Annotated in this window: 31 protein-coding genes; 12 read left to right on the forward strand and 19 right to left on the reverse strand. The window is 70.3% G+C overall.

What is annotated here, in order from left to right; translation table 11 throughout:
* Positions 1-123: 123 nt before the first annotated feature.
* From QM621_RS00825 to miaA, 3 genes are read right to left on the reverse strand one after another with little or no spacing between them, the layout of a single operon-like run.
* Positions 124-552 (reverse strand): type II toxin-antitoxin system VapC family toxin, encoded by a 429-nt coding sequence (locus QM621_RS00825; RefSeq protein ID WP_414988446.1) that lies wholly within the window; start codon positions 550-552, stop codon positions 124-126.
* Positions 549-773 (reverse strand): hypothetical protein, encoded by a 225-nt coding sequence (locus tag QM621_RS00830; RefSeq protein ID WP_414988447.1) that lies wholly within the window; start codon positions 771-773, stop codon positions 549-551. The genes QM621_RS00825 and QM621_RS00830 overlap by 4 nt, the downstream gene beginning before the upstream one ends.
* 44 nt (positions 774-817) lie before the next feature.
* Positions 818-1,732: a tRNA (adenosine(37)-N6)-dimethylallyltransferase MiaA gene (gene miaA / locus QM621_RS00835; protein WP_414988448.1), complete on the reverse strand. Its 915-nt coding sequence runs from the start codon at positions 1,730-1,732 to the stop codon at positions 818-820.
* A gap of 51 nt (positions 1,733-1,783) precedes the next feature.
* Here miaA and QM621_RS00840 point away from each other — a divergent pair, with 51 nt between their 5' ends.
* Positions 1,784-1,978 carry an antitoxin gene (locus tag QM621_RS00840; protein WP_414988449.1) on the forward strand — a complete coding sequence of 65 codons (195 nt, stop codon included), beginning with the start codon at positions 1,784-1,786 and terminating at the stop codon, positions 1,976-1,978.
* A gap of 46 nt (positions 1,979-2,024) precedes the next feature.
* Positions 2,025-2,588 (forward strand): hypothetical protein, encoded by a 564-nt coding sequence (locus tag QM621_RS00845; protein ID WP_414988450.1) that lies wholly within the window; start codon positions 2,025-2,027, stop codon positions 2,586-2,588.
* Here the strand turns inward: QM621_RS00845 and miaB are convergent.
* The 3 genes from miaB to QM621_RS00860 are packed head-to-tail and all read right to left on the reverse strand — an operon-like array spanning position 2,585 to position 5,488.
* Positions 2,585-4,066, reverse strand: coding sequence for a tRNA (N6-isopentenyl adenosine(37)-C2)-methylthiotransferase MiaB (gene miaB, locus QM621_RS00850; RefSeq protein ID WP_414988451.1), 1,482 nt, complete (start codon positions 4,064-4,066; stop codon positions 2,585-2,587). The two genes, QM621_RS00845 and miaB, sit on opposite strands and share 4 nt — an antisense overlap.
* A 20-nt stretch (positions 4,067-4,086) precedes the next feature.
* The gene (locus QM621_RS00855) at positions 4,087-5,010 is read right to left on the reverse strand and encodes a hypothetical protein (protein ID WP_414988452.1); all 924 of its coding nucleotides are present in this window, start codon (positions 5,008-5,010) and stop codon (positions 4,087-4,089) included.
* A 16-nt stretch (positions 5,011-5,026) separates the two neighbouring features.
* Entirely contained in the window at positions 5,027-5,488 is a 462-nt protein-coding gene (locus QM621_RS00860; RefSeq protein ID WP_414988453.1) for a hotdog fold domain-containing protein, read from the reverse strand.
* Between the two features lie 46 nt (positions 5,489-5,534).
* Here QM621_RS00860 and QM621_RS00865 point away from each other — a divergent pair, with 46 nt between their 5' ends.
* Positions 5,535-6,020 (forward strand): SRPBCC family protein, encoded by a 486-nt coding sequence (locus QM621_RS00865; RefSeq protein ID WP_414988454.1) that lies wholly within the window; start codon positions 5,535-5,537, stop codon positions 6,018-6,020.
* Here QM621_RS00865 and QM621_RS00870 read toward each other — a convergent pair.
* From QM621_RS00870 to QM621_RS00880, 3 genes are all read right to left on the reverse strand, one after another.
* Positions 6,017-6,526 carry a regulatory protein RecX gene (locus QM621_RS00870; RefSeq protein WP_414988455.1) on the reverse strand — a complete coding sequence of 170 codons (510 nt, stop codon included), beginning with the start codon at positions 6,524-6,526 and terminating at the stop codon, positions 6,017-6,019. The genes QM621_RS00865 and QM621_RS00870 overlap by 4 nt on opposite strands.
* A gap of 5 nt (positions 6,527-6,531) precedes the next feature.
* Positions 6,532-7,629, reverse strand: coding sequence for a recombinase RecA (recA, locus tag QM621_RS00875; RefSeq protein ID WP_414988456.1), 1,098 nt, complete (start codon positions 7,627-7,629; stop codon positions 6,532-6,534).
* A 178-nt stretch (positions 7,630-7,807) separates the two neighbouring features.
* Entirely contained in the window at positions 7,808-8,002 is a 195-nt protein-coding gene (locus QM621_RS00880; protein WP_414988457.1) for a DUF3046 domain-containing protein, read from the reverse strand.
* Positions 8,003-8,111: 109 nt separating this feature from the next.
* On the opposite strand from QM621_RS00880, the gene QM621_RS00885 reads away from it, so the two are divergent.
* The gene (locus tag QM621_RS00885) at positions 8,112-8,870 is read left to right on the forward strand and encodes a MerR family transcriptional regulator (RefSeq protein WP_414988458.1); all 759 of its coding nucleotides are present in this window, start codon (positions 8,112-8,114) and stop codon (positions 8,868-8,870) included.
* Between the two features lies 1 nt (position 8,871).
* On the opposite strand, the gene QM621_RS00890 is transcribed toward QM621_RS00885, so the two are convergent.
* The 8 genes from QM621_RS00890 to dapA all read right to left on the reverse strand — a co-directional run bounded on the left by QM621_RS00890 (position 8,872) and on the right by dapA (position 16,640).
* Positions 8,872-9,171 (reverse strand): helix-turn-helix domain-containing protein, encoded by a 300-nt coding sequence (locus QM621_RS00890; protein ID WP_414988459.1) that lies wholly within the window; start codon positions 9,169-9,171, stop codon positions 8,872-8,874.
* Between the two features lie 51 nt (positions 9,172-9,222).
* Positions 9,223-9,708 carry a CinA family protein gene (locus tag QM621_RS00895; RefSeq protein WP_414988460.1) on the reverse strand — a complete coding sequence of 162 codons (486 nt, stop codon included), beginning with the start codon at positions 9,706-9,708 and terminating at the stop codon, positions 9,223-9,225.
* Between the two features lie 6 nt (positions 9,709-9,714).
* Positions 9,715-10,359 carry a CDP-alcohol phosphatidyltransferase family protein gene (locus tag QM621_RS00900; protein WP_414988461.1) on the reverse strand — a complete coding sequence of 215 codons (645 nt, stop codon included), beginning with the start codon at positions 10,357-10,359 and terminating at the stop codon, positions 9,715-9,717.
* 35 nt (positions 10,360-10,394) lie between these two features.
* Positions 10,395-10,835 (reverse strand): hypothetical protein, encoded by a 441-nt coding sequence (locus tag QM621_RS00905; RefSeq protein ID WP_414988462.1) that lies wholly within the window; start codon positions 10,833-10,835, stop codon positions 10,395-10,397.
* Positions 10,835-13,267, reverse strand: coding sequence for a DNA translocase FtsK (locus QM621_RS00910; RefSeq protein WP_414988463.1), 2,433 nt, complete (start codon positions 13,265-13,267; stop codon positions 10,835-10,837). The genes QM621_RS00905 and QM621_RS00910 overlap by 1 nt, the downstream gene beginning before the upstream one ends.
* 29 nt (positions 13,268-13,296) lie before the next feature.
* The gene (locus tag QM621_RS00915) at positions 13,297-13,992 is read right to left on the reverse strand and encodes a sirohydrochlorin chelatase (RefSeq protein ID WP_414988464.1); all 696 of its coding nucleotides are present in this window, start codon (positions 13,990-13,992) and stop codon (positions 13,297-13,299) included.
* A 66-nt stretch (positions 13,993-14,058) separates the two neighbouring features.
* On the reverse strand, positions 14,059-15,738 hold the full coding sequence (locus tag QM621_RS00920; protein WP_414988465.1) for a ribonuclease J: 1,680 nt from the start codon (positions 15,736-15,738) through the stop codon (positions 14,059-14,061).
* Positions 15,735-16,640: a 4-hydroxy-tetrahydrodipicolinate synthase gene (gene dapA / locus QM621_RS00925; RefSeq protein ID WP_414988466.1), complete on the reverse strand. Its 906-nt coding sequence runs from the start codon at positions 16,638-16,640 to the stop codon at positions 15,735-15,737. Before dapA ends, QM621_RS00920 begins: the two co-directional genes overlap by 4 nt.
* 376 nt (positions 16,641-17,016) lie before the next feature.
* Between dapA and QM621_RS00930 the strand changes: the two genes are divergently transcribed.
* From QM621_RS00930 to QM621_RS00940, 3 genes are all read left to right on the forward strand, one after another.
* Entirely contained in the window at positions 17,017-17,703 is a 687-nt protein-coding gene (locus QM621_RS00930; RefSeq protein WP_414988467.1) for a TetR/AcrR family transcriptional regulator, read from the forward strand.
* A gap of 4 nt (positions 17,704-17,707) precedes the next feature.
* Positions 17,708-18,496, forward strand: a complete 789-nt coding sequence (locus QM621_RS00935) for a thioesterase family protein (RefSeq protein WP_414988468.1) — start codon at positions 17,708-17,710, stop codon at positions 18,494-18,496.
* A 67-nt stretch (positions 18,497-18,563) separates the two neighbouring features.
* A complete protein-coding gene (locus tag QM621_RS00940; RefSeq protein WP_414988469.1) occupies positions 18,564-21,182 on the forward strand; it encodes a DUF6351 family protein in 2,619 nt (872 codons plus the stop codon).
* On the opposite strand, the gene QM621_RS00945 is transcribed toward QM621_RS00940, so the two are convergent.
* Positions 21,163-21,669, reverse strand: coding sequence for a dihydrofolate reductase (locus tag QM621_RS00945; RefSeq protein WP_414988470.1), 507 nt, complete (start codon positions 21,667-21,669; stop codon positions 21,163-21,165). The two genes, QM621_RS00940 and QM621_RS00945, sit on opposite strands and share 20 nt — an antisense overlap.
* Positions 21,666-22,475, reverse strand: coding sequence for a thymidylate synthase (locus tag QM621_RS00950; protein WP_414988471.1), 810 nt, complete (start codon positions 22,473-22,475; stop codon positions 21,666-21,668). The genes QM621_RS00945 and QM621_RS00950 overlap by 4 nt, the downstream gene beginning before the upstream one ends.
* 18 nt (positions 22,476-22,493) lie before the next feature.
* Here QM621_RS00950 and QM621_RS00955 point away from each other — a divergent pair, with 18 nt between their 5' ends.
* The 5 genes from QM621_RS00955 to QM621_RS00975 are packed head-to-tail and all read left to right on the forward strand — an operon-like array spanning position 22,494 to position 25,074.
* Complete coding sequence (locus QM621_RS00955) at positions 22,494-23,006, forward strand: hypothetical protein (RefSeq protein WP_414988472.1); 513 nt, start codon at positions 22,494-22,496, stop codon at positions 23,004-23,006.
* Positions 23,003-23,539 carry a GNAT family N-acetyltransferase gene (locus tag QM621_RS00960; protein ID WP_414988473.1) on the forward strand — a complete coding sequence of 179 codons (537 nt, stop codon included), beginning with the start codon at positions 23,003-23,005 and terminating at the stop codon, positions 23,537-23,539. The genes QM621_RS00955 and QM621_RS00960 overlap by 4 nt, the downstream gene beginning before the upstream one ends.
* Positions 23,536-24,219, forward strand: coding sequence for an AzlC family ABC transporter permease (locus QM621_RS00965; RefSeq protein ID WP_414988474.1), 684 nt, complete (start codon positions 23,536-23,538; stop codon positions 24,217-24,219). The genes QM621_RS00960 and QM621_RS00965 overlap by 4 nt, the downstream gene beginning before the upstream one ends.
* Complete coding sequence (locus QM621_RS00970) at positions 24,212-24,517, forward strand: AzlD domain-containing protein (protein WP_414988475.1); 306 nt, start codon at positions 24,212-24,214, stop codon at positions 24,515-24,517. Before QM621_RS00965 ends, QM621_RS00970 begins: the two co-directional genes overlap by 8 nt.
* 38 nt (positions 24,518-24,555) lie before the next feature.
* A complete protein-coding gene (locus QM621_RS00975) occupies positions 24,556-25,074 on the forward strand; it encodes a DUF937 domain-containing protein (protein WP_414988476.1) in 519 nt (172 codons plus the stop codon).
* Position 25,075 lies beyond the last annotated feature (1 nt).

The raw sequence follows: 25,075 nt of genomic DNA on the forward strand, positions 1-25,075 counted from the left end.
CCGGGAAAGGGCAGGAACACAAGGAAAATCACCCTCCAAAGACCCAAACTCGACCCCACAACCCTGACCGGACAGCCCGGCCAGCCGACACCGCCCCAGACCTACGAGTTGATCAGCGGTTCCCTAGGCGTGACGCCCAGCCACCGACACCACGTCGACACCGTCGTCAGCCAACAACAGACTGAGATCAGACACATCCGAGGTGACGATCGCCACCGGCTCAGGCAACGTGAGAGCTGTCGCCGCCACCATCGCGTCGATGGTCGCGTCGCGGATCTTCCGACGACGCGAGGAAGCCCCGGCACGACGACGTCCCGCCTCGAAACCAATCGCCTCGTCCACCTCGACCACTCGCATGGCTTTCAGCACATGTCGCAGACGTGCGTCGTTCGGAGTTCCATCCGCCACCTCGACCAAGGTCGCCGCTGAGACGTAGAGGGCCGCGTCATGGTCGTGGAACACCCTGAGCCACGGCGTCATCGCCTTCTCCCGACGCGCGATGCCCGACACCGCTGAGGAGTCCAACAGAAAGGATCGATAGCGCGGCCTCACTGAGACAGCCTGCTCACCAGCGCTTCGACGTCGGCTTCGCTTGTCGGACCGTGAGCCGCCTCCGCCTCCGCGAGGAGGTCCGCCAGCGCGTCACGTTCCAACTGCCGTCGCACCGCATTGGCCACATACGCCGAGAACTCTCCCCGGCCGACGCGCCCCCTCACCTCGTCCGACAAGGCCGCGGGCATCGTGATCGAATGCTTTCCCATCTCAACAACCATATGGCGATCCTACTTCGAGTAGGACTACTCGACAACGGTTCCGGTCACTCCCCCTCCACCACCGTCATCGCCCGGTCGAGCAGGTCGGGGGCGTCGTAGTCGAGCCAGACGACGCGGGGGTCCTTGGCGAACAGCCGCTCCTGTCGGCGGGCGAACTGCTGGGTGACGCGGATCGTGGCGGCTTTGGCCTCGTCCTCCGCGCACCGCCGCGCGAGGAAGTCGAGGATCTGCGCGTAGCCGATCGCCCGGGACGCCGTGGGCGCGTCGGCCAGCCCCTCGGCGGCCAGCTTCTCCACCTCCTCGACGAATCCCGCCGCCCACATCGCCTCGACCCGCGCCGCAAGCCGGGCGTCGAGCACCTCACGGTCGGCCCGCAGGCCGACGAGCGCGACGGGTCCGATCACCGACTCATACGGCGGCATGGTGGCGCGGAAGGGCCGTCCGGTCAGCTCGACCACCTCCAAGGCCCGCACGATCCGACGTCCGTTCGACGGCAGGATGTGCGCGGCCGCTTCGGGGTCTCGCGCCACGAGCTCGGCGTGCAGCGCGGCCGGTCCGATCTCCTCGCAGCGCGTCGCCCAGCGCGCCCGCACGGCCGGGTCGGTCCCCGGGAAGTCGAGGTCGTCGACCACCGCTCGCATGTACAGCGACGACCCGCCCGCCACCACCGGCACGACCTCCCGCGACCAGCAGTCGGCGATCACGGCACGGGCGTGGTGCTGGAAGTCCGCCACCGAGGCGGGCTCGGCGAGGTCGAGCACGTCGAGCAGATGATGAGGGACGCCGCCGCGCCCCGCCGACGGCACTTTCGCCGTGCCGACGTCCATCCCCCGGTAGAACTGATAGGCATCGGCGTTGACGACCTCGCCGCCGAGCCGGCGGGCCAGGCCGATCGCCAGGTCGGACTTGCCGACGCCGGTCGGACCGACGACACCGACCGTGCGCGCGATGAACCCCATTCGCTCAGTGTCTCGCACTACACTCGGCCTCACCCAATCCCAGGAGGACAGATGAACGACATGATCGACAACCTCAAGGACAAGGCCGGCGAGTTGGCCGCCGAGCACGGCGACAAGATCGACGAGGCCGTCGACAAGGTCGCCGAGCTGGCCGACAAGGCCACCGGCGGCAAGCACTCCGACAAGATCGACGTGGTCGCCGACAAGGTGAAGGACGCTGCGGGCAAGCTCGACGACAACGCCTGAGAAGCACGTCGCGGAGCGGGCGCGCGGGCCATGTCACCATGGTCGCGTGCCCGCTCCGCTGTCTCCGTACCCGCCGGCCCAGGACGCCTGGCGCTTCCCGCCTCCGCCGGTGTCGCCGCGCTGGCTCTGGGTCGCGATCGTCATCGGTGTGGTCGGGCTGCTCGTCTCCATCGGTTTCATCGCGACCGTCGTCGTCTTCAGCTCCTCCGACCTCCCCTCGGTCGTCGACGACCCGGAGCTGATCGAGGCGGTCTCGCACGGCTGCGACGAGTTGGACGCCGCGCTCGACGACACCTCGGCCGACTCCCCCGACCCGGCGACACGCGCGCAACAGATCGAGGCGCAGAACGACATCGTCCGCTCGGTCGTCGACGACTGGGTCGCCTTCTACGCCGACGCCTCCACCGACGAGCCCTTCGACGGCTGGCTGGGCGACTGGGAGTTGCTGCTCCAGTCGCGCGCCGACTACGCCGTCGCCCTCCAGTCCGACCCCACGACGCGTTTCTCTGAGCCGGAAGCGGACGGCGAATCGATCATCGAACGCATGAACGGCGTGGCCGATCAGTGTCCCGTGCCGGAGCTTCTGCTCGAACCCGACGCGGGGATCTAGCCCGCCGCGCAGGCGGTCACCGCTGCGGGCAACGGGTCCGGCACGCCGATCTGCGGCATGCCGAGGCCGACCGAGCGCACCTCCGTGCGTCCCTGACGGGCCTCCCAGGCGTCGCCCGCACGGGTGCGGCGCACCGACAGGATCGGCGCGTCGCTGACGAGGTGGTGCGGGGCGCCGTGGGTGATCTCGACCTCGACCATGTCGCCGGGGCGCACCTCGGCGTCGCCGGGCACGAAGTGGACGAGCCGGTTGTCGCGGGCCCGGCCGGTGAGGCGCTTGGTCGCGGCGTCCTTCTTGCCGCCGCCGAGGCTGACCGAGCCGTCGGAGACGAGCACTTCGACGCGACGGCCCTCGATCCTCTGGTTCTCCTCCCAGGCGATCTGGTTGACCTCGGCGACGAGGCGGTCGTAGCGCTCTTGCACGACCGCCTTGGGCAGCTGGTCGGGCAGGTCGGCGGCGGGGGTGCCGGGACGCTTGGAGTATTGGAAGGTGAAGGCGCTGCCGAACCTGGCGCGGCGCACGACGTCGAGGGTCTGCTCGAAGTCCTCGTCGGTCTCGCCGGGGAAGCCGACGATGATGTCGGTGGTGATGGCCGCGTCGGGCATGGCCGCGCGGACCCGTTCGATGATGCCGAGGTACTTCTCGCGGCGGTAGGAGCGGCGCATGCGCTTGAGCACGTCGTCGGAGCCGGACTGCAACGGCATGTGCAGCTGCGGCATGACGTTGGGCGTCTCGGCCATCGCCGCGATGACGTCGTCGGTGAAGTCCTTGGGGTGCGGGCTGGTGAAGCGCACCCGCTCGAGGCCGTCGATCTCGCCGCAGGCGCGCAGCAGTTTGCCGAACGCCTGACGGTCGCCGAACTCGACGCCGTAGGAGTTGACGTTCTGGCCGAGCAGCGTCACCTCGACGACGCCGTCGGCGACCAACGCCTCGACCTCGGCGAGCACGTCGCCGGGGCGGCGGTCCTTCTCCTTGCCGCGCAGGCTCGGCACGATGCAGAAGGTGCAGGTGTTGTTGCAGCCGACGCTGATCGACACCCACGCGGCGAAGACGGAGTCGCGTTTGGTCGGGAGCGTGGACGGGAAGACCTCCAGCGCCTCCAGGATCTCGACCTGGGACTCCTCGGCGATCCGGGCGCGCTCCAACAGGATCGGCAGCGAGCCGATGTTGTGGGTGCCGAAGACGACGTCGACCCACGGCGCCCGCGAGGTGATGGTGTCGCGATCCTTCTGGGCGAGACAGCCGCCGACGGCGATCTGCATGCCCGGTTTCTTCGCCTTGAGGCTGGCCGCGTGTCCGAGGTTGCCGTAGAGCTTGTTGTCGGCGTTCTCGCGCACCGCGCAGGTGTTGAACACGAGCAGGTCCGGCTCGCCCTCAGCCTTGGCGTAGCCCGCCGTCTCCAGCAGCCCCCCGATCCGCTCGGAGTCGTGCACGTTCATCTGGCACCCGTAGGTGCGCACCTCGTAGGTCTTCGTCATGGCCGCCTCAGGATACGCGGTCAATCGATCTCGCTCACGCACGATGGGCCGACGCCGTGGAAGATCCGAAAGCTGGGACCGGGCTGCCCGGAGGCGAGTTCGGTGTCGACCCACCAGTCGAGATCGTCCGACGGACGGACCTCGGCGACCGAGGCGTCCGCGAGGATCTCGTCGTACTCGGCCAGACCCCGTTCCAGCAGGTCGCAGCTCAGCGGGTAGGCCGACTCGGTGTCCTGATGGTTGACCGGCGTGCCCTGCGCGCGAGCGATCAGCCGCTCCACGGTGTACTCGGCTTGCGCGTCCATCGTGTCCGGGATGTCGTCGCCGACGATCAGCGGACAGGCGTAGGGCGAGTTCAATTCCACCGAGAAGACGAGAACGCTCAACTCGTCGCCGCTCCAAGAGACCCCGGCCTGGCCCCCCTCCGGCGGACCGCTGTTCAGCAGGTCGTCGATCGCCTCCACGTCCGCGTCGAGGTACATCGCCTCGACGGCCTCCGGCGCGATGGTCCAGCAGTTCTTCCGCAGCGACTCCTCGTCCCCGGCGGCGAGGTCCGACTTCCACGTCTCCACGGCCGTCAGGTCGAAGGAGCCATGATCCTCGATGGAACCGTCGAACGAACGTTCCTCGACCTCCTCGTCGAGAGAGAGGTCGAGCTGAGGCCCGGAGTCTGATCCGGCCTCGGACCCGTCGTCGTCCCCGCTGGTCAGCGCCATCACCGCGACGCCGACCCCGGCGAAGGCGAGGAGGACGACGACGATCAACGCGGTGAGCAACGCCCACGGAGCGCCCGAGGAGTCCCGACTCCTCGCCGGGGGCGGTGGAATCGGCGGGAGAACCGGCGGCGGAGCGGGTTTGGAGAGATCGACCCCGCCGCCCGCCGGCGTGGGGCAACGTTTCGTCAAGTCGACGCCCGGTGGAAGCGTGTCGCGTTGATCAGTCATGACGGAGGCCGAGGGCTCAGCCCTTCTTTTTAGTGACCCAGAGCTTGATGGTGCCCTCGACCACGACCGTGCCGTCGGCGCGGGTGGCGGTGACCTTGACCGGCACGTCGGGGCCGTTCTCCCAGGCCTCGGGGGTGGACTCGGCGACGCAGGTGATGGCGCTGTCGGACTTGGCCAGGTACTCCACGTCCATGCCCTTGGGCAGCCAGCGGGAGTCCTTCGGGCAGGTGGCCTCGGCGAGCAGGCCCATCGCGGCCTCCAGTCCGTTGCACACCGCGATGGCGTGCACGGTGCCGATGTGGTTCTTCACGCCACGGCGCTTCGGGATGACGAGCTCGCCGTAGTGCGGCTTCATCTCACGGACCTGCATGTGGATGCTCGCGAAGTACGGCGCGGCCTGGCCGTAGGCGATGGAGAACAGACGCTTGCCCTGCGGCAGGCCGGCGGTCTTCTGATAGAGGTCGTGGAGCTTCGACATGCCGCAAGGCTATAGCGAGCAACCCTCAGCGGCTTACAGTGAGGCCATGCCACAGGTCGTCGCCGACGTCTGGGTCCCGGTCAGCCCGGAGACCGCCTTCGCCGTCTCCCAGACCACCGGCGAGACCCGGCTGCGCTGGGACCGGTTCATCCGCCACCAACATCTCATCGACGCCGACCGTCCCGGCAAGGGCGTGCGCACCTTCACCCGGGCCCGCCTCGGGCCGTCCATGATCAGCCAGTACGCCTCCTACCGCCCGCCCACCTCCGTCGGCATGACGATGGTGAAGGGTCCGTGGTTCTTCGCCTCCTTCGGCGGAGGCTGGCGTTTCACGCCCGCGACACAGGACGGAGTGGACGGCTGCCGTGCCACGTGGAAGTACAGCTACACGATCAAACCCGCCTGGCTGCGCTTCGTCGCCGAGCCCATCGGGCAGTGGCTGCTCGGCCGCGAGATCCGCGCCCGCATCGCCGCCTGGGCCGACGGCTGCCGCGACCCGGAGGTGCTGGCGGCCACCTGGGCCGACTCCTAGACCGACTCGATGGGCTCGACCTCGGAGCCGAGCTCCTCGGCGACGACGGCATAGGACAGGCCGGGCGGGTAGCCCTTGCGGGCGAGCATGCCGACGAGGCGGCGGGTTTTGACCTGCTCGTCGAGGCCGTCCATGGAACGCAGCTTGCGCTGGACAAGACGGTGGGCGGCCTGGCGCTCCTCGTCGGGGTCGATGGCGGCGAGCGCCTGGCGGGCGATCTCGTCGTCAACACCCTTCTGGCGCAGCTCCATCGCCAGCGCGCGTTGGGCGAGACCCTTGCCGCGCTGGCGCCCTTCCACCCAGGAGCGGGTGAACGCCGCGTCGTCGACCAGTCCGGCGGCCTCGAACTTGTCGAGCACCACCGCCGCCGTCTCGGCGGGCACTCGCCGCGTGGCGAGCGCCCGCTCGAGTTCGGCCCGGCTCTGCGAACGCGCCGCCAGCCGGTCGTAGACGACCTTCTTGGCCAGCGCGTACGCCTCCTCGCCGGTGGGCTCCGAGTCGGCCATCGGACTCAGAAGTCGACCGCCGAGGCGTCGCCGCCGTCGGGCTGCTCCTGGGCCGCGTCGACGCCGACCCCGAGATGGTCGAGAATGCGCTTCTCCAACTCGATGGCCAGGTCGGGGTTGTCGCGCAGGAAGGTGCGCGCGTTCTCCTTGCCCTGGCCGAGCTGGTCGCCCTCGTAGGTGTACCAGGCGCCGGCCTTGCGGATCAGGCCCGCCTCGACGCCGACGTCGATCAGGCTGCCCTCGCGGCTGATGCCCTGGCCGTACATGATGTCGAACTCGCAGACCTTGAACGGCGGGGCGAGCTTGTTCTTGACGACCTTGACCTTGGTCCGGTTGCCGACCATGTCGCCGCCGTCCTTGAGCGTCTCGATGCGACGCACGTCGAGGCGCACCGAGGCGTAGAACTTGAGCGCCTTGCCGCCCGTGGTGGTCTCGGGCGAGCCGAACATGACGCCGATCTTCTCTCGGAGCTGGTTGATGAAGATGGCCGTGGTGCCCGAGCCGTTGATGGCGCCGGTCATCTTGCGCAGCGCCTGGCTCATCAGCCGGGCCTGCAGGCCGACGTGGCTGTCGCCCATCTCGCCGTCGATCTCGGCCTTGGGCACGAGCGCGGCGACGGAGTCGATGACGATGATGTCGAGCGCGCCGGAGCGGATCAGCATGTCGGCGATCTCGAGCGCCTGCTCGCCGGAGTCGGGCTGGGACACGAGCAGGGCGTCGGTGTCGACGCCGAGCTTGCGGGCGTAGTCGGGGTCGAGCGCGTGCTCGGCGTCGATGAAGGCCGCGACGCCGCCGTTGCGCTGGGCGTTGGCGACCGCGTGCAGGGCGACGGTGGTCTTACCGGAGGACTCCGGCCCGTAGATCTCGACGATGCGGCCGCGCGGCAGGCCGCCGATGCCGAGCGCGATGTCGAGCGCGGTGGCGCCGGTCGGGATGACGTCGATCTTGGTGCGGCCGCGCTCGCCGAGGCGCATGACCGCGCCCTTGCCGTGCGCCCGGTCGATCTGGGCGATGGCGTTCTCGATGGCTTTGGAGCGCTCGGCGTCGGAGGTGCCCTCGCCGGTCAGGCGGGTCACGGGGGCGGTGGCTGTCTTAGGGGGCATCGGAGTTCCGTTCGTGTCGTGGGTGGCCAGGCGTCTTCGACGTTAGGAGCCCCCACAGACATTTTCTGGCCTCGTCGACCAGCCTGTGGACAGTGTGACTCGTCCCGTCAGCCTTTTTCCACAGTACGACGAACATTCGTTCGACACAAGCGACACGCCGAACACACGCTCGAATCCTTCATCGCTCGGACGCGGGCAGCTCCAACCGCGCGTGCACCGCTCGCCACACCTGCTTCGGCGCGACCCCGGCGTCGAGCGCCTCGAGCGGCGTGCGGTGGTCGAGGTCGCCGATCACCTGCGTGTCGGCCCACACCCGTGCGTAGGACTCCCCCAGATGGAGGTCCATGCGCTCCCAGAACTCGCTATGCCGCATACCGCCAGCATGTCACGCGACCACGGCCCGCCGACCGGCAGACTTGACCCTCACGTGACGTGAGGCCCCAGAGTCGTCACCAGCCCGAGAAGAGACGAGGAGACGGGACGTGGACGAGCAGACCCACACGGTCGGCGACCTGGCGCGCCTCGCCGGCGTCACGGTGCGCACGCTGCACCACTACGACGAGATCGGCCTGCTGCGGCCCAGCGCCCGCAGCCACGCCGACTACCGCCTGTACGACGCCGACGACGCGAGCCGGCTGACCCGCGTCCTGTTCTACCGCGACCTCGGCTTCGGGCTGACCGAGATCGCCGCCCTCCTGGACGGCGACGACGACCCCGTCGTGCACCTGCGCGCCCAACACCGGCTGCTCAGCGAACGACTGGGAAGGGTGCGCGCCATGGTGGCCGCGCTCGAACGAGAGATGGAGGCGCATATGTCCGGAACACCCCTGACCACCGAGCAGAAGCTGGAGATCTTCGGCGACGACTGGGACCCCGCCTACGAGGCGGAGGCCGAGGAGCGCTGGGGCGACACCGACGCCTGGGCGCAGTCGAAGGCCCGCACCGCCGGCTTCACCGCCGACGACTGGCGTCAGGTGAAGGCCGACACCGACACGCTCAACGCCGACCTCGTCGCGGCGCTGAACGACGGCGTCGAGCCGGGCTCGGAGCGGGCGAACGCGCTCGCCGAGCGGCATCTGGAGCAGATCCAGCGGTTCTACGACGCCGACCACGCCATGCAGTGTCAGATCGCGTCGCTCTACACCGAGGACGCGCGCTTCGCCGCGACCTACGAGAAATTGGCGCCGGGCCTGGGCGCGTGGCTGCGCGCGGTGATCGAGGCGAACGCCGAGCGCGGCTGAGTCAGGCGGCCGAGGCGCGGACCGTGTCGGCTCCGATCGAGGAGACGCTGGCCAGCTGGGAACGGACCTCCGCGGTCTCCAGCTGGTCGGCGACCTCGCGCAGCACGCTCGACAGCGGGACGTCGAGGGCGTCGGCGAGCGCGGCCAGCAGCTCCGAGCTGGGCTCCTTCTGGCCGCGTTCGACCTCGGAGATGTACCCCTGGCTGACCCGCGAACGCGCGGACAGCTCACGGATGCTGAAACCGCGGTCGGCGCGGCGGGCGCGCAGCACCTCGCCCACGAACTGTCGCATCGTCGTCATCTCAGGTCCACCTCCACTCAGGGCCAACGCTACTCCCCCGCAGGAATTCCCTCACGCGGTGGCGTCGCGGCCCAGCGTAGCGAGCGCCTCCGCGAGCGCCGCGCCGACGACCTGGTCGCGGATCTCCTGACGACTCCCGGCGAGGTCGAGCCGACGCTCCCAGGCGCCGTCCGGCGTCACCACCGCGATGTGAGCGCGCCCCACGGGTTTGCCCTCGGAGGCGTCCGGCCCGGCGTTGCCCGTGGTGGCCAGGCCGACGTCCGCGCCGAGCCGGGAGCGAACGCCTTCGGCCATCGCCCGCGCGACGTCGGGGTCGATCGTGCCGCGCTCGGCGATCAGAGCCCCGTCGACGCCGAGCGCGTCGCGTTTGACCTCCGGCCAGTAGGCGACGACCCCGCCGCGCACCACCGCCGACGCGCCGGGCACGCCGACGAGCGCCCCGCACAGCAGGCCGCCGGTCAGCGACTCCGCCGTGGCGACCGTCCAGCCGCGCGCGGCGAGCGCGGCGACGACCTCCGCCGCCTCACCCGACGCCACGACGGATCAGGCCTTCTGATCGGCCAGGAAGTCGGCTCGGAGCTTGCGCGCGTCGAGGACGTACTGGACGCCGGTCACCATCGTGATGACGAAGGCGCCCGCCATGAACACCGCCGCCACCCAGAAGACGATCCAGCTGGCGGTGGTGTCCCAGATCTCCAACGGCAGCGTGAACAACCCGAGCGCGCCCGCCTGCAGGGTGGTCTTGATCTTGCCGCCCTGGCTGGCCGGCATCACGCCGTACTTCTTGACGAAGAAACGCATGACCGTGATGCCCCACTCGCGGACGAGGGTGAAAATGGTGATCGCCCAGAACAGCCAGCCAAATGATGAGCCCGTGAAGATGATCGCCAGGCCGACGAAGGCCATGCCGGTCAGCGCCTTGTCGGCGATGGGGTCGGCGAGCTTGCCGAAGTCGGTGACGAGGTTGCGGCTGCGCGCCAGGTCGCCGTCGATCCGGTCGGTGATCATCAGCCCCGCGAAGGCGACGAAGGCCCAGACCCGCATGACGGTGTCGCCACCGACGGATTCCGAGGCCCCGTGGGTCAGCAGCAGCCAGCCGTACAGCGGGACGCCCGCGATCCGCAACACCGTCAGGGCGTTGGCGATATTGTAGTTGCTCGGCGGGGCGTCAGACGACGTCTCGGACATGCGAAGCCTCTCAGGCGAATGTCAAGGACAAGGGCTCAGTATGCGGCAGCGTCATAGCGACGCGCCAACTCGGCCTCGGCCCGTTCGACGTCGACGGTCGTGGTGAAACCGACGGGCGTGGCGTACTCGCGGTCGCCGTCGAGGCTGATGACCCGGATGCGGGACTCACGCCACAGGCCGTGACGCGGCTCGATGCGGATCTCGCCCAGGTCGCCCCACAGCAGACCGGTCCAGCCGTCCTTCGTCTGCAGGCGCACCCCCTGCTCGTCGGCGACGAACAGCGGCGTCTTCGGGTCGAGCACGCCGCGCAGCAGCACCAGCGCGAGCACGACGAACAACGCGACCGCGATCCACAGCCACGCCGAGCGCGCGACGGCGAAGTAGGCGAAGCCCAGCGCGACCAGCAGGCTGGCCGCGGCGAGCGCCGCGTACAGGCCGACCCGTCGATGGATCTCGAAGGGGGACTCCTCGTTCATCATTCAGCTCCGATCGTGGCCAGCACCTGGTCGAGGTCGTCGGGCTTGACGAGGACATCACGCGCTTTGGACCCCTCGCTGGGCCCGACGATGCCACGACTCTCCATGATGTCCATCAGGCGGCCCGCCTTGGCGAATCCTACCCTCAATTTGCGTTGCAGCATCGAGGTCGACCCGAACTGCGTGGTGACGACCAGCTCGACGGCCTGGAGCACCAGGTCGAGGTCGTCGCCGATGCCGTCGTCGAGCTGCCGCTTGCTCTCCTGCGGGGCGGTGACGTCCTCGCGGTAGGCGGGCTCCAGTTGCTCCTTGCAGTGCCGGACCACGGACGCGATCTCGGTCTCGGTGATCCACGCGCCCTGCATGCGCATCGCCTTGCTGTGGCCCATCGGCAGGAACAGGCCGTCGCCCTGGCCGACCAGCTTCTCCGCGCCCGGCTGGTCGAGGATGACGCGGCTGTCGGCGAGCGAGCTGGTGGCGAAGGCGAGGCGGCTGGGGACGTTGGCCTTGATGAGGCCGGTGACGACGTCGACCGACGGCCGCTGGGTGGCGAGCACCAGGTGGATGCCGGCCGCGCGGGCGAGCTGGGTGATGCGCACGACGGAGTCCTCGACGTCGCGCGGGGCCACCATCATCAGGTCGGCGAGCTCGTCGACCACGACCAGCAGGTACGGGTAGGGGGCCAGCTCGCGCTCGCTGCCGGGCAACGGCTGGACGGTCCCGGCGCGCACGGCCTTGTTGAAGTCGTCGATGTGCCGGAAGCCGTAGGCCGACAGGTCGTCGTAGCGCAGGTCCATCTCGCGCACGACCCACTGCAGCGCCTCGGCGGCCTTCTTCGGGTTGGTGATGATCGGCGTGATGAGGTGCGGGATGCCCTCGTAGGCGGTCAGCTCGACCCGCTTGGGATCGACGAGGATCATGCGGACCTCGTCGGGCGTGGAACGCATGAGCAGCGAGGAGATCATCGAGTTGACGAAGCTCGACTTGCCCGAGCCGGTGGCGCCGGCGACCAGCAGGTGCGGCATCTTGGCGAGGTTCGCCACCACGTAGCCGCCCTCGACGTCCTTGCCGAGGCCGACGACCATCGGGTGGTGGTCGGCGCGCGCCTTCGCCGAGCGCAGCACGTCGCCGAGGCTGACCATCTCCTTGTCGGCGTTGGGGATCTCGACGCCGATGGCGGACTTGCCGGGGATCGGGCTGAGAATGCGCACCTCGTTGGAGGCGACGGCGTAGGAGATGTTCTTGGCGAGCGCGGTGACCTTCTCGACCTTGACCGCCGGGCCGAGCTCGACCTCGTAGCGGGTGACCGTCGGGCCGCGCGTGTAGCCGGTGACGGAGGCGTCGATCTTGAACTGCTCGAGCACCTCGGTGAGCCGTCCGACGATCTCGTCGGAGGCGGCGCTGCGGGCTTTGTGCGGCGTGCCCTCGCGCAGCGCGGTGCTGTCTGGCAAGGAGTAGACGACGTCGCCGCTGAGCTGCAGCTGCTCGGCGCGGGCGGGCAACGGCTCGATCGGCGGGTTCTCGACCGCCGTCTCCTCGTCCTCGAAGAAGTCGACGACCGGCTCCGGCACGGGCTTCTTCTCGGGCTTCCTGGGCTTGGGCGCCTCGGCCGCAGCCTCCGGGTCGTCGACGAGCGGGTCCTCGTAGGGCTCGTCGTCGCTGCGCTCGACGCGGGGACGACGGTCCGGTCGCGTGAGGGTGACCGTCTCGCCGCGGCCGAGCAGCCGGTCACGGCTCTCGCGCAGGCGTCCGGGGATGGCGTAGACGGGCGTGTTGCACAGGATCAGCGCGCCGAACGCGGCGACGAGCACCAGCAACGGGGCGACCACGAAGCCGCTGCGCAGCAGGTCGAGCGGCACCGCCGAGAAGAGATAGCCGACCGCTCCCCCGGCCTCACGCACCTCGTCCATCTCGCCGGGGCGCGGCACGCCGTGGGACAGGTGGACGAGCCCGAGCACTCCGCCGGCGACCGAACCCCAGGCGATCACCTGGCGGCCGACAGGGCCCTGGTCCTGCGGACGGCGCAGCGTGCGCCAGGCGATGACGGCGAGCACCAGTGGGACCGTGACGGCCATGACGCCGACGCTGCCCTCGCAAGCCTGCCGGACGGCCTCGCCGACGGGTCCGGGGACACGCCACCAGGTGGAGGCCGCCGTGACGATGGCGAACGCGACGAGCGCCAAGCCGACGCCGTCGCGGCGCTGCTCGGGGTCGAGCTCGCGCGCGCTCTCGCCGATGGAGCGGACCACGAGGCCGATGAGGGCGGCGAGGCCGAGCCACAACCAGAGCAGCGCGCCGCTGACGCTCGCGAGAGCCATGGCGACCGGCGAGGGGCCGCCGGGCTTCTTCTTCGGCGCGGGCCTCTTCTTCGACGCGGGGCGCGACCCAGCAGCAGGCCGCTTGCGCGGCGGAGAGCTCGTCCGGGAAGCCATGGCCGGAAGTCTAAAGCAAAGGTGGAGGTTCAGAGGGAGCTGGTCGGTTCCGCGCGGCGCGCCCGTGCGAGGACGAGGCCGACCAGCCGAGGGTCGGGCGGGCCGGACGGCAGCAGCGGAGCGGTGACGACGTCCGCTCCCGCCTCTCCGAGCGCCTGGTGGGCCGCGCCGCTGGTGAGCGCGTAGGAGCTGAGCACCACCCTGCGGCGCCGTGCCCTCGCCGCCGCCACGACCTCGGCCAACGAGCGTTCCGAACCGCATGTTCCCGTCACCGCCACCCGGCCTCCCCAGACCGCGCCCAGCATACGCGCGGCTGCTGCCAGGTCGTCGGCGGCCCCCGTGGTCGCGGCCGCCTCCGCGCCCAACACGATGACGTCGCCCGGACGCGCGCCGACCTCCATCAGCCGCTGCACCGCGATCTCGGCCAGCACCCAGTCGGGACCGATCGGCGCCGTTACGGTGACCGTCGGGTCGTCGCCCGCCGCAGCCGTCATCGCGCGTAAAGCCCCCCGGTCGCGCGTCGGCAGCAGGGGCACGATCACACGCGGCCCGACGGTGCTCCGCACGACCTCGGACAGCCTCGGCGACTGCCGGTCGACGTATCCGTCGGCCACGTCGAGACCGTGGGCCTCCCGGCGCACCGCGTTGACGAGCCGTAACACATTCGCACGACCCTCCAGGCACGACGTCCCCGCCGCTGCCATGATCAGGACTCGGCTCGCCACGCCCTCAGCGTCGGCGAGCGGTGTTTCCTATCGATTTCCCGTCCGGGTCACCGACATGACATCGCGTCACGCCTCCAGGACTATGGGGAGGATCATCGGGCGGCGGCGCAGTTTGCGGCCGGCGAAGGAGCCGAGCGTGCGACGCACGATCTGCTGCAATTGACGCGTGTCGCGGGTGCCTTCGGACAGCGCGTCCTCCAGCGAGCGGACGATCTTCGGCACGATCGAGTCGAAGACGCTGTCGTCCTCGGCCAGGCCGCGCGCGTGGATCTCCGGGCCGGAGACGATCTTGCCGGTCGTGGAGTCGATGACCACCACCGCCGAGATGAAGCCCTCCTCCCCCAGGACACGGCGGTCCTTGAGGTCGGAGTCGGAGATGTCGCCCACCGAGGAGCCGTCGACGTAGACGTAGCCGCAGTCGAAGGCGCCGGTGATGCTGGCGTGGCCGTCGACCAGGTCCACGACGTAGCCGTCCTCGGCCAGCAGGACGTTCGGGACGCCCGTCTTCGTGGCGAGCGCGCCGTTGGCGTGCAGGTGGCGGATCTCGCCGTGCACCGGCATGACGTTGCTCGGCTTGACGATGTTGTAGCAGTACAGCAGCTCGCCGGCCGAGGCGTGACCGGAGACGTGCACGAGCGCGTTGCCCTTGTGCACGACCGTCGCGCCGAGCTTGGTGAGCCCGTCGATGACGCGGTAGACGGCGTTCTCGTTGCCGGGGATGAGCGAGGAGGCCAGCAGGACCGTGTCGCCGGGCTCCAGCTGCACCTGCTGGTGGCTGTTGTTGGCCATGCGCGACAGGGCCGCCATCGGCTCGCCCTGGGAGCCGGTGGACATGAGCACCATCTTGTGCGGCGGGGCGGCGTCGATCCGGTCGACCACGACGCCGTCGGGCACCTTGAGGTAGCCGAGGTCGCGGGCGATCTGCATGTTGCGGACCATCGAACGCCCGACGTAGGCGACCTTGCGGCCGTGCTTGGCGGCCGCGTCGAGCACCTGCTGCACACGATGCACGTGCGATGCGAAGGACGCCACGATGATGCGCTGGTTGCTGCGCGCGAAGACGGCGTCGATGGCCGGGGTGATGTCGCGCTCGGGCGTGGTGAAGCCCGGCACGTCGGCGTTGGTGGAGTCGGTCAGGAACAGGTCGACGCCCGCCTCGCCGAGCCGCGCGAAGGCGCGCAGGTCGGTGATCCGGCCGTCGAGCGGCAGCTGGTCCATCTTGAAGTCGCCGGTGTGCAGCGCGACGCCCGCAGGCGTGGTGATGGCGACGGCGAGGGCGTCGGGGATGGAGTGGTTGACCGCGACGAACTCGCACGAGAACGGACCGAGTTCCAGCACCTCGCCCTCGGTGACGGTGTGCTTCGGGACCTCTTTGAGCTTGTGCTCGCGCAGCTTCGGCGCGACGAGCGCGAGGGTCAGCTCCGAGCCGACGACAGGGATCGTGTCGCGCTCGCGCAGCAGGTAGGGGACGCCGCCGATGTGGTCCTCGTGCCCGTGGGTCAGCACGATGGCGACGATGTCGTCGAGTCGGTCGCGGATGGGCTCGAAGTCGGGCAGGATCAGGTCGACGCCCGGGTGGTGCTCGTCTGGGAAGAGCACGCCGCAGTCGACGATCAGCAGCTTGCCGCCGTACTCGAAGACGGTCATGTTCCGGCCGACCTCGCCGAGGCCGCCGAGGGCGAAGACGCGCAGCGCGCCCTCGGGCAGCGGCGGCGGGGCGGGCAGTTCCAGGTGCAGGTGGCTCATGCGACCGCTCCCGCCAGGGCCTCGCGGATGACCGCGACCTGCTCGTCGGTGGCCGGCGAGAGCGGCAGCCTCACTTTCGGCGATCCGATGACGCCCGACTCGTGCATCGCGACCTTGGCAGCGATGGCGCCCTGCGTCTGTCCCATGATCGCCGCGACGATGGGGATCAGCTCGCGGTCGATCCGGCGGGCGGTGGCGAGGTCGCCCGCGTCGACCGCATCGACCATCGCGCGGTACCGGTCGGCGGCGACGTGGCCGACGACGCTGACGACGCCCGCGGCGCCGACGGCGAGCCAGCCGAGGTTGAGCACGTCGTCGCCGGAGTAGAGGGCGAGGTCGGTGTTCTCCATGATCCAGGCGCCGCGGTGCAGGTCGCCGACGGCGTCCTTGACGGCGGTGACGCCGGGCCGGTCGTTCATCGCGAGGTACGTCTCGCGCGACAGCTCGGTGCCGGTGCGGCCGGGGATGTCGTAGAGCATGACCGGCACGTCGCCCGCGACGGCGACGACCGCGTCGATGTGCCCGACGACGCCCGCCTGCGGCGGCTTGGAGTAGTACGGCGTGACGAGCAGCAGTCCGTGCGCGCCGCGCTCGACGGCCGCCTGCGTCAACTCGACCGAGTGGCGCGTGTCGTTGGTGCCGACGCCCGCGACGACCGTGGCACGGTCCCCGACGGCCTCCAGGACGGCGCCGAGCAGCTGTCCGTCCTCCTGGCCCGTGGTGGTCGGCGACTCGCCGGTGGTGCCGGAGACGACGAGGCCGTCGTTGCCGGAGTCGACCAGATGGGTGGCGAGCTTCTGGGCCCCGTCGAGGTCGAGGTCGCCGTCCGGGGTGAACGGCGTGACCATCGCGGTGAGCACCCGACCGAAGGGCGCGCTGTCCGAGGCGAGCGGTGACATCATGGTCCGAGGTTATCGCGCGGACGCCGATAGACGCCCGGCGACCAGGATCACCGCGAAGCAGATCTCGAAGACGAAGACCGGCACGGCCAGCGCGCCCGCCATGGCGCCGGCGGAGCAGGAGCGCCACCAGCAGGCCGCTGCCGACGCAGCTCAGCGCCAGGGCGAGCTCCAGCACGGCGCCGGCGACCAATCCCCCGGTCGTCCGGCATCCCTCCTCCAGCGGCGCCGCGAGCACCACCACCGCCGCGACCGAGGTCACGTGAGTGGACAGATAGCACAGGCCCGCCGACAGCTGTCGCGACCGAGAAGTCGTCATCACATCCCCTATATACGCCGTATATCAACTGCTTCGTCACGCTATATGTACGGTGTATATATGTCAACGAGCCGTTCCCGCCGCCCCGGCCTGACGCGGACGCGGATCGTGTCCACGGCCATCGATCTCGCCGACGAGTCGGGGCTCGGCGTCGTGTCCATGCGGCGACTCGCGACCGAACTCGACGTCACCCCCATGGCGCTCTACAACCACGTGGGCCATCGCGAGGAGTTGATCGACGCGATGGTCGACCGATCCCTGAGCGAGATCGGGACCGTCGGACAGGCCGACTGGCGCGAGGCGGTGCGCGCCCGGATCCTCGCCGCACGGGCGGTCGTCGGCCGCCACCCCTGGCTCCCCGCGGCCATCGAGACACGCCGGGCCGCTCCCGCCTCGGCGCTCGCCCATCTCGACGCGGTCTGCGGCCATCTGAGCGACGGCGGACTCGACCCCGACCGCGTGCACTACGCGATGCACGCCCTCGGCACCCGCTTGTGGGGCTTCACGCGCGAGGTGCTGCCCGCTCCCGAGCTGCCCGAGGACCCCGGCGAGCGTGACGCCGCCCTGCGCCAGCACAGCGAGCGCTACCCCCGGCTCGTCGCCATGGTCGCGTCAGTCGCCGCCACCGGCCACACCTGCGACCCCGAGGTCGAGTTCGGCTACGCCCTCGACCTGCTCCTCGACGGGCTCGCCGCCACCCCGCCCCCGCCACGCGGCGAGGCGTGTCCGAGCCGTGCGCCATCATGACGCCATGACCTTCGAACTCGACCTCGCCACCGCGTCGACCCGCGTCTCGCCGGGCGTCCGCGCCCTCGACCTGAGCGATGAGTGGAACACTCCGGCGGGCACGGCGAACGGCGGCTATCTGCTGGCGGTGCTGTTGCGCGCGACGCTGGAGGAGTCCGACCGGCCCGATCCGCTGTCGGTGTCGGTGAGCTATCTCAAAGCGACGAAACCGGGGCCGACGACGGTCGAGGTGACGCCGGTGCGGGAGGGTCGCCGGGTCGCCACGTACACCGCCGTGCTCAGCCAGGACGGCCAGCCGATCGCCCACGCGACGATCAGCCTGCACGACGCGGACCGGGCCGGCGAGAAGCGTCACGGCGAGCCGGAGGCGCCCGCGATCATCGCGCCGGAGGAGGGCCTCGACCCGACCGAGGGGTGGCCGACCGGCGCCATCCCCATCGCCGACCGGTACACGACGCGCCACGCGTCGACGCCCGGCTGGATGGCGGGCGCGCCGAGCGGCGACCCGTCGGCGACCTTCTGGATCCGCCCGGTCGACGGACGGCCGATCGACTCGCTCGCCGCCGGGGCCATCGTCGACTCTTATCCCCCGGTCGTCGCCGAGTACAACGAGCTCGCGTCCTCGACCATTCAGCTCACCGTCCATTTCTGGCGGCGCTGTTCGACCGACTGGGCGCTCATGGAGGTCGTCACCCACCAGGTCACGAGCGGCTTCCACGACGAGGACGTGCGCCTCTGGGACCGCGAGGGGCGCCTCGTCGCCACCAGCCGACAGATCGCGCTGTTGAGCTGACTCATAAGTGAGACGTTTGGACAACTTCGCCTTGACCTCGGCGGTGACCCGAGAGTAGATTGCGACGATGCAACGACGTGACATCCATCACATCGGTCGACTCGGCGCGTGGCTCGTCGCCGCGTTGACGGCGACGCTCCTCGTCGCCCCGCTCACGCCCGCTGCGGCCGCCGACGGCGAACTGCGTCTGGAGACGCTGTCGAACCGCGCCGACCTCGTCTTCGACGGCAACGCGCTCCTCCGCGTCACGCTCCCGGCCGGAGCCGACCCCGCCGACCTGCGCGTCTGGGTCGCGCGCGACCGGCACAAGGATCTGACCGCCGTCGACCGCGAGGTCACCTCGGCCTTCGCCGTGCGCCCCAACGGACAGGTCGAGGGTCTGGTCACCGACCTCGACCTCGGCGCCAACGAGCTCACCGCCCGACTGCCCGACGGTCGCGGAGCCTGGCTGACCATCACCAACCACCCGCGCGGCGGCCCGATCTTCGCCGGACCCCAGCTGGAGCCGTGGCGATGCCAGGACGGCGCCGTCGACGAGGACTGCACCGCCGAGCCGCAGATCACCTGGCAGTACAAGTCGACCGACCCGTCCAAGGACGGCCTGCAGGAATACGACCCCGCCGACCCGCCCGGCGACGTCGCCACCACGACCACGGACGAAGGCGTCACCATCCCCTTCGTCGTCCGCGTGGAGACCGGCTATCAGGACCGCGACCAGTACCGCATCGCGATGCTCTGGCAGCCCGACCGGGAATGGGACCGCTGGAGCCCGCAGGAACAGTGGAACGGCAAGATCTTCATCCCGCACGGCGGCAACTGCGGCGTCGCCCACCGCACAGGCCTGGCGCCCACTCAGGACTACTCCGGCACCTTGACCTTCTTCCTTCCCGACGGCGCGGCCGACGCCGTCGGCGACAGCCCGACCGTCGCCCTCTCGCGAGGCTTCGCCACGGTCTCGACCGCGCTGTCCAACACCGGCCACAACTGCAGCGTGGCGTCCGGCGCCGAATCGCTGATGATGGCCAAGGAGCACTTCGCCGAGACGTACGGATCGGTGCGCTACACCATCGGCAGCGGCTGCTCGGGCGGATCGATCGCCCAGCAGACCATCGCCAACGCCTATCCCGGCATCTACCAGGGCCTCATCACCACCTGCTCCTTCCCCGACGCGCTGACCCCCGGCCTGGAGTTCACCGACACCCACCTGCTGCGGCTGTACTTCGAGGGCGGCGAGGGGATGTCGGCGGGCTTCACCCCGCCGCAGTGGGCCGCGGTCGAAGGGCACCTCTCCCATCTCAACGCGATCTCGGCCGACGAGCTGCTGTACAAGGAGGCCACCGATCCCACGACGCTCTGCCCCGGCATCGACGAGAGCACCGTGTACGACCCCGAGACCAATCCGGCCGGTGTGCGCTGCTCGATCATCGACGGCTCGATCAACATCTTCGGCCCGCGCGACCCGAGCGTCTGGACCCCGGCCGAGCAGGCCGCCGGACGCGGTTTCGCGGCGCTGCCCTTCGGCAACGTCGGCGTCCAGTACGGCCTCAACGCCCTCAAGGAGGGCATCATCACCGCCGAGCAGTTCGTCAGCCTCAACGAGGACGTCGGCGGACTGACCATCGACATCCAGCCGCAGGCCGAACGGACCGAGGCGGACCCGACGGCGGTGGCGAACGCCTACCGCAGCGGCATGCTCGACACCGCCTCCAACCTGTCCGAGGTGGCGATCATCGACCACCGCGGCCCCGACCCGGGCATCGCGCACGACGCGCGGTTCTCCTGGGTCACCCGCGACCGGCTGATCCGCGAACAAGGCAATGCCGACAACCAGGTCATCTGGTACGGCGCGTTCCCGCTCATCGGCGATCCGGGCTACAGCACGCAGGCCCTCCTGGAGATGGACCGCTGGCTCAGCACCGTCGAGGCCGACAGTCGCGACGTCCCGCTGTCGCAGAAGATCGTCCAGGCCCGCGAGACCGAGAACATCCACGACCGGTGCAGCAACGTCAGCGGAACCTCGGACGAGGACGGCGTCTTCCTGCCGCTGGCCGATCCGGTGGTCGCCGATCTGACCGGCGGCGCGATCGACCTGGCCGACGGCTTGCGCCCCGCTCTGGACCCGGCCTCCCACCTCGTCGTCGACCCGGTCTCCGAGACGCTGTGCGGGCTCGGCCCGGGAACCGACCTGTATCAGACCAGGTTCGACAGCCCCCGCATCGTGGCCGGCGACGGCAACTATTCGGACAACTCCGACTGCGTTCTGCGGCCCCTCGATCCAGCCGACTACACGCCCCAGACGTTGAGCGAGGAACAGGTGTCGCGCCTGCAGGCGGTCTTCCCCGACGGCGTCTGCGACTACAGCCAGCCCAGTCCGCACTTCACCCAGACCGTCGCGTGGATGACCTATCAGGCCGCCGACGGATCGGTGGTCTACGGCGGCGAGCCGCTGGCCGCCGCACCCGTGTCGACCCCGTTCAGCGGCGGCGCGCCGACCACCGGGAGCGAACCTGGCGGTCAGATGGTCGGACAGACCCCGGCGCTCGGCAGCGGCAGCGGGATCATCCCCGCCGCGACCGACGCTCTGCCGAACACCGGTACGCCATACATACTCGTCTGGCTGCTGGTGATCGGATTCGCCCTCGCGCAGGCCGACCTTCTGACCCGGCTCAGAGGCGCTGGTACGTGACCATCTCGAAGGCGATCCGCTGGTCGCCGTCGAGGCCCTCGCCGGGCAGGACGGCGACCTCGTCCCAGGCCTGCCAGTCGATCTGGGGGAAGAAGGTGTCGCCGTCGGGGGCGGCTGCGACGCGGGTGACGACCATGCGGTCGATCAGGCCCGCCTCCAGCGCGGCGGCGTAGACCTGCGCGCCGCCGACCACGAACACCTCGTCGGCCAACTCCCCCGCCAGCTCGACGGCGGCCGACACCTCGTGGGCCGCCTCGACGCCCTCAGCGCCCCACGAGCGGTCCCGAGTGACCACGACCGTCGACCGTCCCGGCAATGGCCGCCCGATGGACTCATAGGTGGCCCGGCCCATCACCAGCGCGCCGCCCATCGTGAGCCGCTTGAAGTGCGCCAGGTCCTCAGCCAGCCGCCAGGGCAGTCCCCCGTCGACGCCGATGACCCGGTTCGTCCCCATCGCGACGACGAGCGTCGCCCCCTGAGCGCTCATACGGCGATCGGCGCCTTGATCGCCGGGTGCGGGTCGTAGCCGACGACCTCGAAGGAGTCGAAGGCGAAGCCGTCGATGTCGGTGACCGACGGGTCGAGGCGCAGCGTCGGCAGCGGGCGTGGCTCCCGCGTCAACTGCTCGCGCGCCTGGTCGAGGTGGTTCAGGTACAGGTGGGCGTCGCCGAGGGTGTGCACGAAGTCGCCCACCTCCAAGCCAGCCACCTGCGCGACCATATGCGTCAGCAGCGCGTACGAGGCGATGTTGAACGGCACGCCGAGGAACACGTCGGCCGAACGCTGGTACATCTGACAGCTCAGCCGCCCCGGACCGTCGGTCTGCGGGGTGACGTAGAACTGGAAGAAGGCGTGGCAGGGAGCCAACGCCATGCGGTCGAGGTCGGCGACGTTCCACGCGCTGACGATGTGACGCCGCGAGTCCGGGTCGGCCTTCAGCGCCTCGACCACCCCGCGCAACTGGTCGACCGTCTCCCCCGACGGCGTCGGCCAGGAGCGCCACTGGTGCCCGTAAACCGGCCCCAGCTCGCCGTCTGAGTCCGCCCACTCGTCCCAGATGGTGACGCCGTTCTCCTGCAGCCAACGCACGTTGGTGTCGCCGGAGACGAACCACAACAGCTCGCCGATCACCGACCGAAGGTGGACTTTTTTCGTCGTGACCAGCGGAAATCCGGCGGTGAGGTCGTAGCGGGTCTGATGGCCGAAGACGCTGCGGGTGCCCGTTCCCGTGCGGTCGTCCTTCTCGGTTCCGTCGTCGAGGATGCGGCGCACGAGGTCGAGATACGGCTGCATGTCCGCAGGCTACCGCCTATGAATAAGATCACCTGCATGGCCCAGAACGAGTACGACGCCACTCCTCGTGAGCTACGGACCTTCGCGATCCTGCAGATCCTGCTGACGGCCGGCTTCCTCGCGGCCCTGTTCTGGATGCTCGGCGGCACCGACGCCCCGTTCCCGTCCCCCGTGGTCTGGATCGGCCTGCTCGTGGCCGTCGCGCTGAGCGCCGTGCTGGCCGAGCGGGTCTGGCTGAGCGCCGTGCCGCTCGACCCCGACGACGACCCCGACGACAACCGCAGCACCGCCATCGGCGTCTACGCGGCGCAGACGGTGCGCAAGCTGACGATCTGCGAGGCTCCGATGCTGCTGGCGGTGATCGTGGCGTTCTTCGTCGGCGCCGGCGGTTGGCCGATCCTCGTGGCCGGCGTTCCGGGTCTCGCGGTCCTCGCCTTCGAGGTGTGGCCCTCGCTGCGCAATGTGTCGATGACCGCGACGATGCTCGACGCCGACGGAGCGCAGTCGGATCTGATCGAGTCCTTCGTGTGACCCTCTCGCCCGACCGCTCGGTGCGTCTCGGCTGGGCTGACGACGCCGTCGCCCTCGCGTCGATCCAACGACACGTCTGGACCGGCACGTGGGTCCGAGCCGATCAGATCGAGGAGGCCTTCGGCGACCTCGACGAGCACGCCGCCCGCTGGTCGGCCACGCTGACCGCTCCCCAGGAGGCGCGGTTCCGGGTGCTGGTGGCCCTCGACGGCCCCCGTCCGCGCGGCTACGTCGTCGTGCATCCGGGCGCCGACCCTGACGCCGACCCGGCCACCGACGCCGAGATCGGCGACCTCGCGGTCGACCCCGACGCCCGGCGTGTCGGGCACGGCTCCCGCCTCGTCCAGGCGGCGGTCGACACGGCGGTCGCCGACGGGTTCACGCTGCTGCGCATGTGGCTGCCCTCGACCGACGACGCCACGCGCGCCCTGCTGGTCTCCTCGGGCTGGTCGCCCGACGGGGCCCACCGGGAGCTGGAAGCCCCCGACGGGCGCCGTCTCCCCCAGGTGCGCCTGCACACCCAGATCGCATGAGGCCGCAGGACGCGACCGAGCGGTCGGTCGTGCGCGACTCGCTCGGCGTCGGGATCGGCGTCGGCCTGTACGGCGTCACCTTCGGAGCGCTCGGACCGGCGGCCGGGTTGAGCGTCTGGCAGACCTGCGCGCTGTCGCTGCTGGCCTTCACCGGCGCCTCCCAGTTCGCCTTCCTCGGCGTGATCGGCGCGGGCGGCTCGCCGGTCGCCGGAGCGCTCACCTCGGTCCTGCTGGGCGCGCGCAACACCTTCTACGGCATCAGCCTGGCCCAGCGGCTGGGCGCGACCGGCTGGCGGCGACCGCTCACCGCGCACCTCGTCATCGACGAGTCCACCGCGATGGCCGTCACCCGCGACACCGACCGTCAGGCGCGACTCGGCTTCTACTGGACCGGCCTGACGATCTTCTGCGTCTGGAACCTCACCACGGCGGCCGGCGCGGTCGCAGGCAACGCCATCGGCGACCCGAAAGCGGTGGGCCTCGACGGGGCGGTGGCGGCGGCCTTCCTCGGATTGTTGTGGCCCCGGCTCGACTCGACCCACACGCGGGTTCTCGCCGTCGTGGCGATGGTGTTGGCGCTGCTGCTCGTGCCATTCACCGCGCCGGGCGTGCCGATCATCCTCGGCGGGCTGACCGCGGTGGCCCTCGGGCTCTTGTGGCGGGGAGACCGCGATGAGTGAACTCTGGTGGGCGGTGCTGCTCGTCTGCGCGGGCTGCTACGCGCTCAAACTGGCCGGGCTGAGCGTGCCCGCGTCGATCCTGGAACACCGGCACACAGTGCGGGTGACGGCGCTGATCCCGGTGGGCCTGCTCGCGGCGCTCGTCGCGGTGCAGACCGCCGCGGGCGACCGCGAGGTGGTGCACGACGCGCGGCTCGCCGGGGTCGCGGTGGCGGTGGCCTGCCTGCTGGCGCGGGTGCCGTTCCTGCCGATGCTGGTGCTCGCGGCGGCCGCCACCGCCCTCGTGCGCCTGATCTGAGTACGCTCAGCACACCCATCGTCTTCCAAAGGACCCTCATGTCTGACATCAACGACTTGCTCGCCTCCATCCCCGTCGACCAGATCGCCTCCCAGTTCGGCGTGTCCGACGCCGACGCGAAGAAGGCCGTCGACGGCGCGGTGCGGCTGCTGACCGGCAGCCTGGAGCAGAACGCCTCCCAGGCCAGCGGCGCCCAGGCTCTGGCGAGCGCGCTCGCCTCCAAGGACCTCGGCTTCCTCGACAGCCTCTCGCTGGACCAGATCGACCTCGCCGACGGTCAGAAGATCCTCGGCCACATCTTCGGCGACCAGAACGACGCCGTCGCGCAGCAGCTGTCCGGGGGCGGCACGCAGGGCCTGATCCAGAAGGTGCTGCCGATCATCGCGCCGATCGTGCTGGCCTGGCTGGCCAAGAACACCGCGCAGAAAGACGGCGGCAAGGTCACCGCCGACAGCGGCAACGTGGTCCAGGACATCCTCGGCAGCCTGACCGGCGGCCAGAAGGGCTCCGCCGGAGGCGTCGCCGACCTGCTGACCTCGGTGCTGAAGGGCCTCTGAC

Source organism: Aeromicrobium sp., assembly GCF_047606445.1.
GTDB lineage: Bacteria > Actinomycetota > Actinomycetes > Propionibacteriales > Nocardioidaceae > Aeromicrobium.

Coding starts and splice junctions, on each gene's coding strand:
- QM621_RS00830 (WP_414988447.1), bottom strand. CDS start 773: ATGGTTGTTGAGATGGGAAAGCATTCGATCACGATGCCCGCGGCCTTG.
- miaA (WP_414988448.1), bottom strand. CDS start 1,732: ATGGGGTTCATCGCGCGCACGGTCGGTGTCGTCGGTCCGACCGGCGTC.
- QM621_RS00840 (WP_414988449.1), top strand. CDS start 1,784: ATGAACGACATGATCGACAACCTCAAGGACAAGGCCGGCGAGTTGGCC.
- miaB (WP_414988451.1), bottom strand. CDS start 4,066: ATGACGAAGACCTACGAGGTGCGCACCTACGGGTGCCAGATGAACGTG.
- QM621_RS00855 (WP_414988452.1), bottom strand. CDS start 5,010: ATGACTGATCAACGCGACACGCTTCCACCGGGCGTCGACTTGACGAAA.
- QM621_RS00860 (WP_414988453.1), bottom strand. CDS start 5,488: ATGTCGAAGCTCCACGACCTCTATCAGAAGACCGCCGGCCTGCCGCAG.
- QM621_RS00865 (WP_414988454.1), top strand. CDS start 5,535: ATGCCACAGGTCGTCGCCGACGTCTGGGTCCCGGTCAGCCCGGAGACC.
- QM621_RS00870 (WP_414988455.1), bottom strand. CDS start 6,526: ATGGCCGACTCGGAGCCCACCGGCGAGGAGGCGTACGCGCTGGCCAAG.
- recA (WP_414988456.1), bottom strand. CDS start 7,629: ATGCCCCCTAAGACAGCCACCGCCCCCGTGACCCGCCTGACCGGCGAG.
- QM621_RS00880 (WP_414988457.1), bottom strand. CDS start 8,002: ATGCGGCATAGCGAGTTCTGGGAGCGCATGGACCTCCATCTGGGGGAG.
- QM621_RS00890 (WP_414988459.1), bottom strand. CDS start 9,171: ATGACGACGATGCGACAGTTCGTGGGCGAGGTGCTGCGCGCCCGCCGC.
- QM621_RS00900 (WP_414988461.1), bottom strand. CDS start 10,359: ATGTCCGAGACGTCGTCTGACGCCCCGCCGAGCAACTACAATATCGCC.
- QM621_RS00905 (WP_414988462.1), bottom strand. CDS start 10,835: ATGAACGAGGAGTCCCCCTTCGAGATCCATCGACGGGTCGGCCTGTAC.
- QM621_RS00910 (WP_414988463.1), bottom strand. CDS start 13,267: ATGGCTTCCCGGACGAGCTCTCCGCCGCGCAAGCGGCCTGCTGCTGGG.
- QM621_RS00920 (WP_414988465.1), bottom strand. CDS start 15,738: ATGAGCCACCTGCACCTGGAACTGCCCGCCCCGCCGCCGCTGCCCGAG.
- dapA (WP_414988466.1), bottom strand. CDS start 16,640: ATGATGTCACCGCTCGCCTCGGACAGCGCGCCCTTCGGTCGGGTGCTC.
- QM621_RS00930 (WP_414988467.1), top strand. CDS start 17,017: ATGTCAACGAGCCGTTCCCGCCGCCCCGGCCTGACGCGGACGCGGATC.
- QM621_RS00935 (WP_414988468.1), top strand. CDS start 17,708: ATGACCTTCGAACTCGACCTCGCCACCGCGTCGACCCGCGTCTCGCCG.
- QM621_RS00940 (WP_414988469.1), top strand. CDS start 18,564: ATGCAACGACGTGACATCCATCACATCGGTCGACTCGGCGCGTGGCTC.
- QM621_RS00945 (WP_414988470.1), bottom strand. CDS start 21,669: ATGAGCGCTCAGGGGGCGACGCTCGTCGTCGCGATGGGGACGAACCGG.
- QM621_RS00950 (WP_414988471.1), bottom strand. CDS start 22,475: ATGCAGCCGTATCTCGACCTCGTGCGCCGCATCCTCGACGACGGAACC.
- QM621_RS00955 (WP_414988472.1), top strand. CDS start 22,494: ATGAATAAGATCACCTGCATGGCCCAGAACGAGTACGACGCCACTCCT.
- QM621_RS00965 (WP_414988474.1), top strand. CDS start 23,536: ATGAGGCCGCAGGACGCGACCGAGCGGTCGGTCGTGCGCGACTCGCTC.
- QM621_RS00970 (WP_414988475.1), top strand. CDS start 24,212: ATGAGTGAACTCTGGTGGGCGGTGCTGCTCGTCTGCGCGGGCTGCTAC.
- QM621_RS00975 (WP_414988476.1), top strand. CDS start 24,556: ATGTCTGACATCAACGACTTGCTCGCCTCCATCCCCGTCGACCAGATC.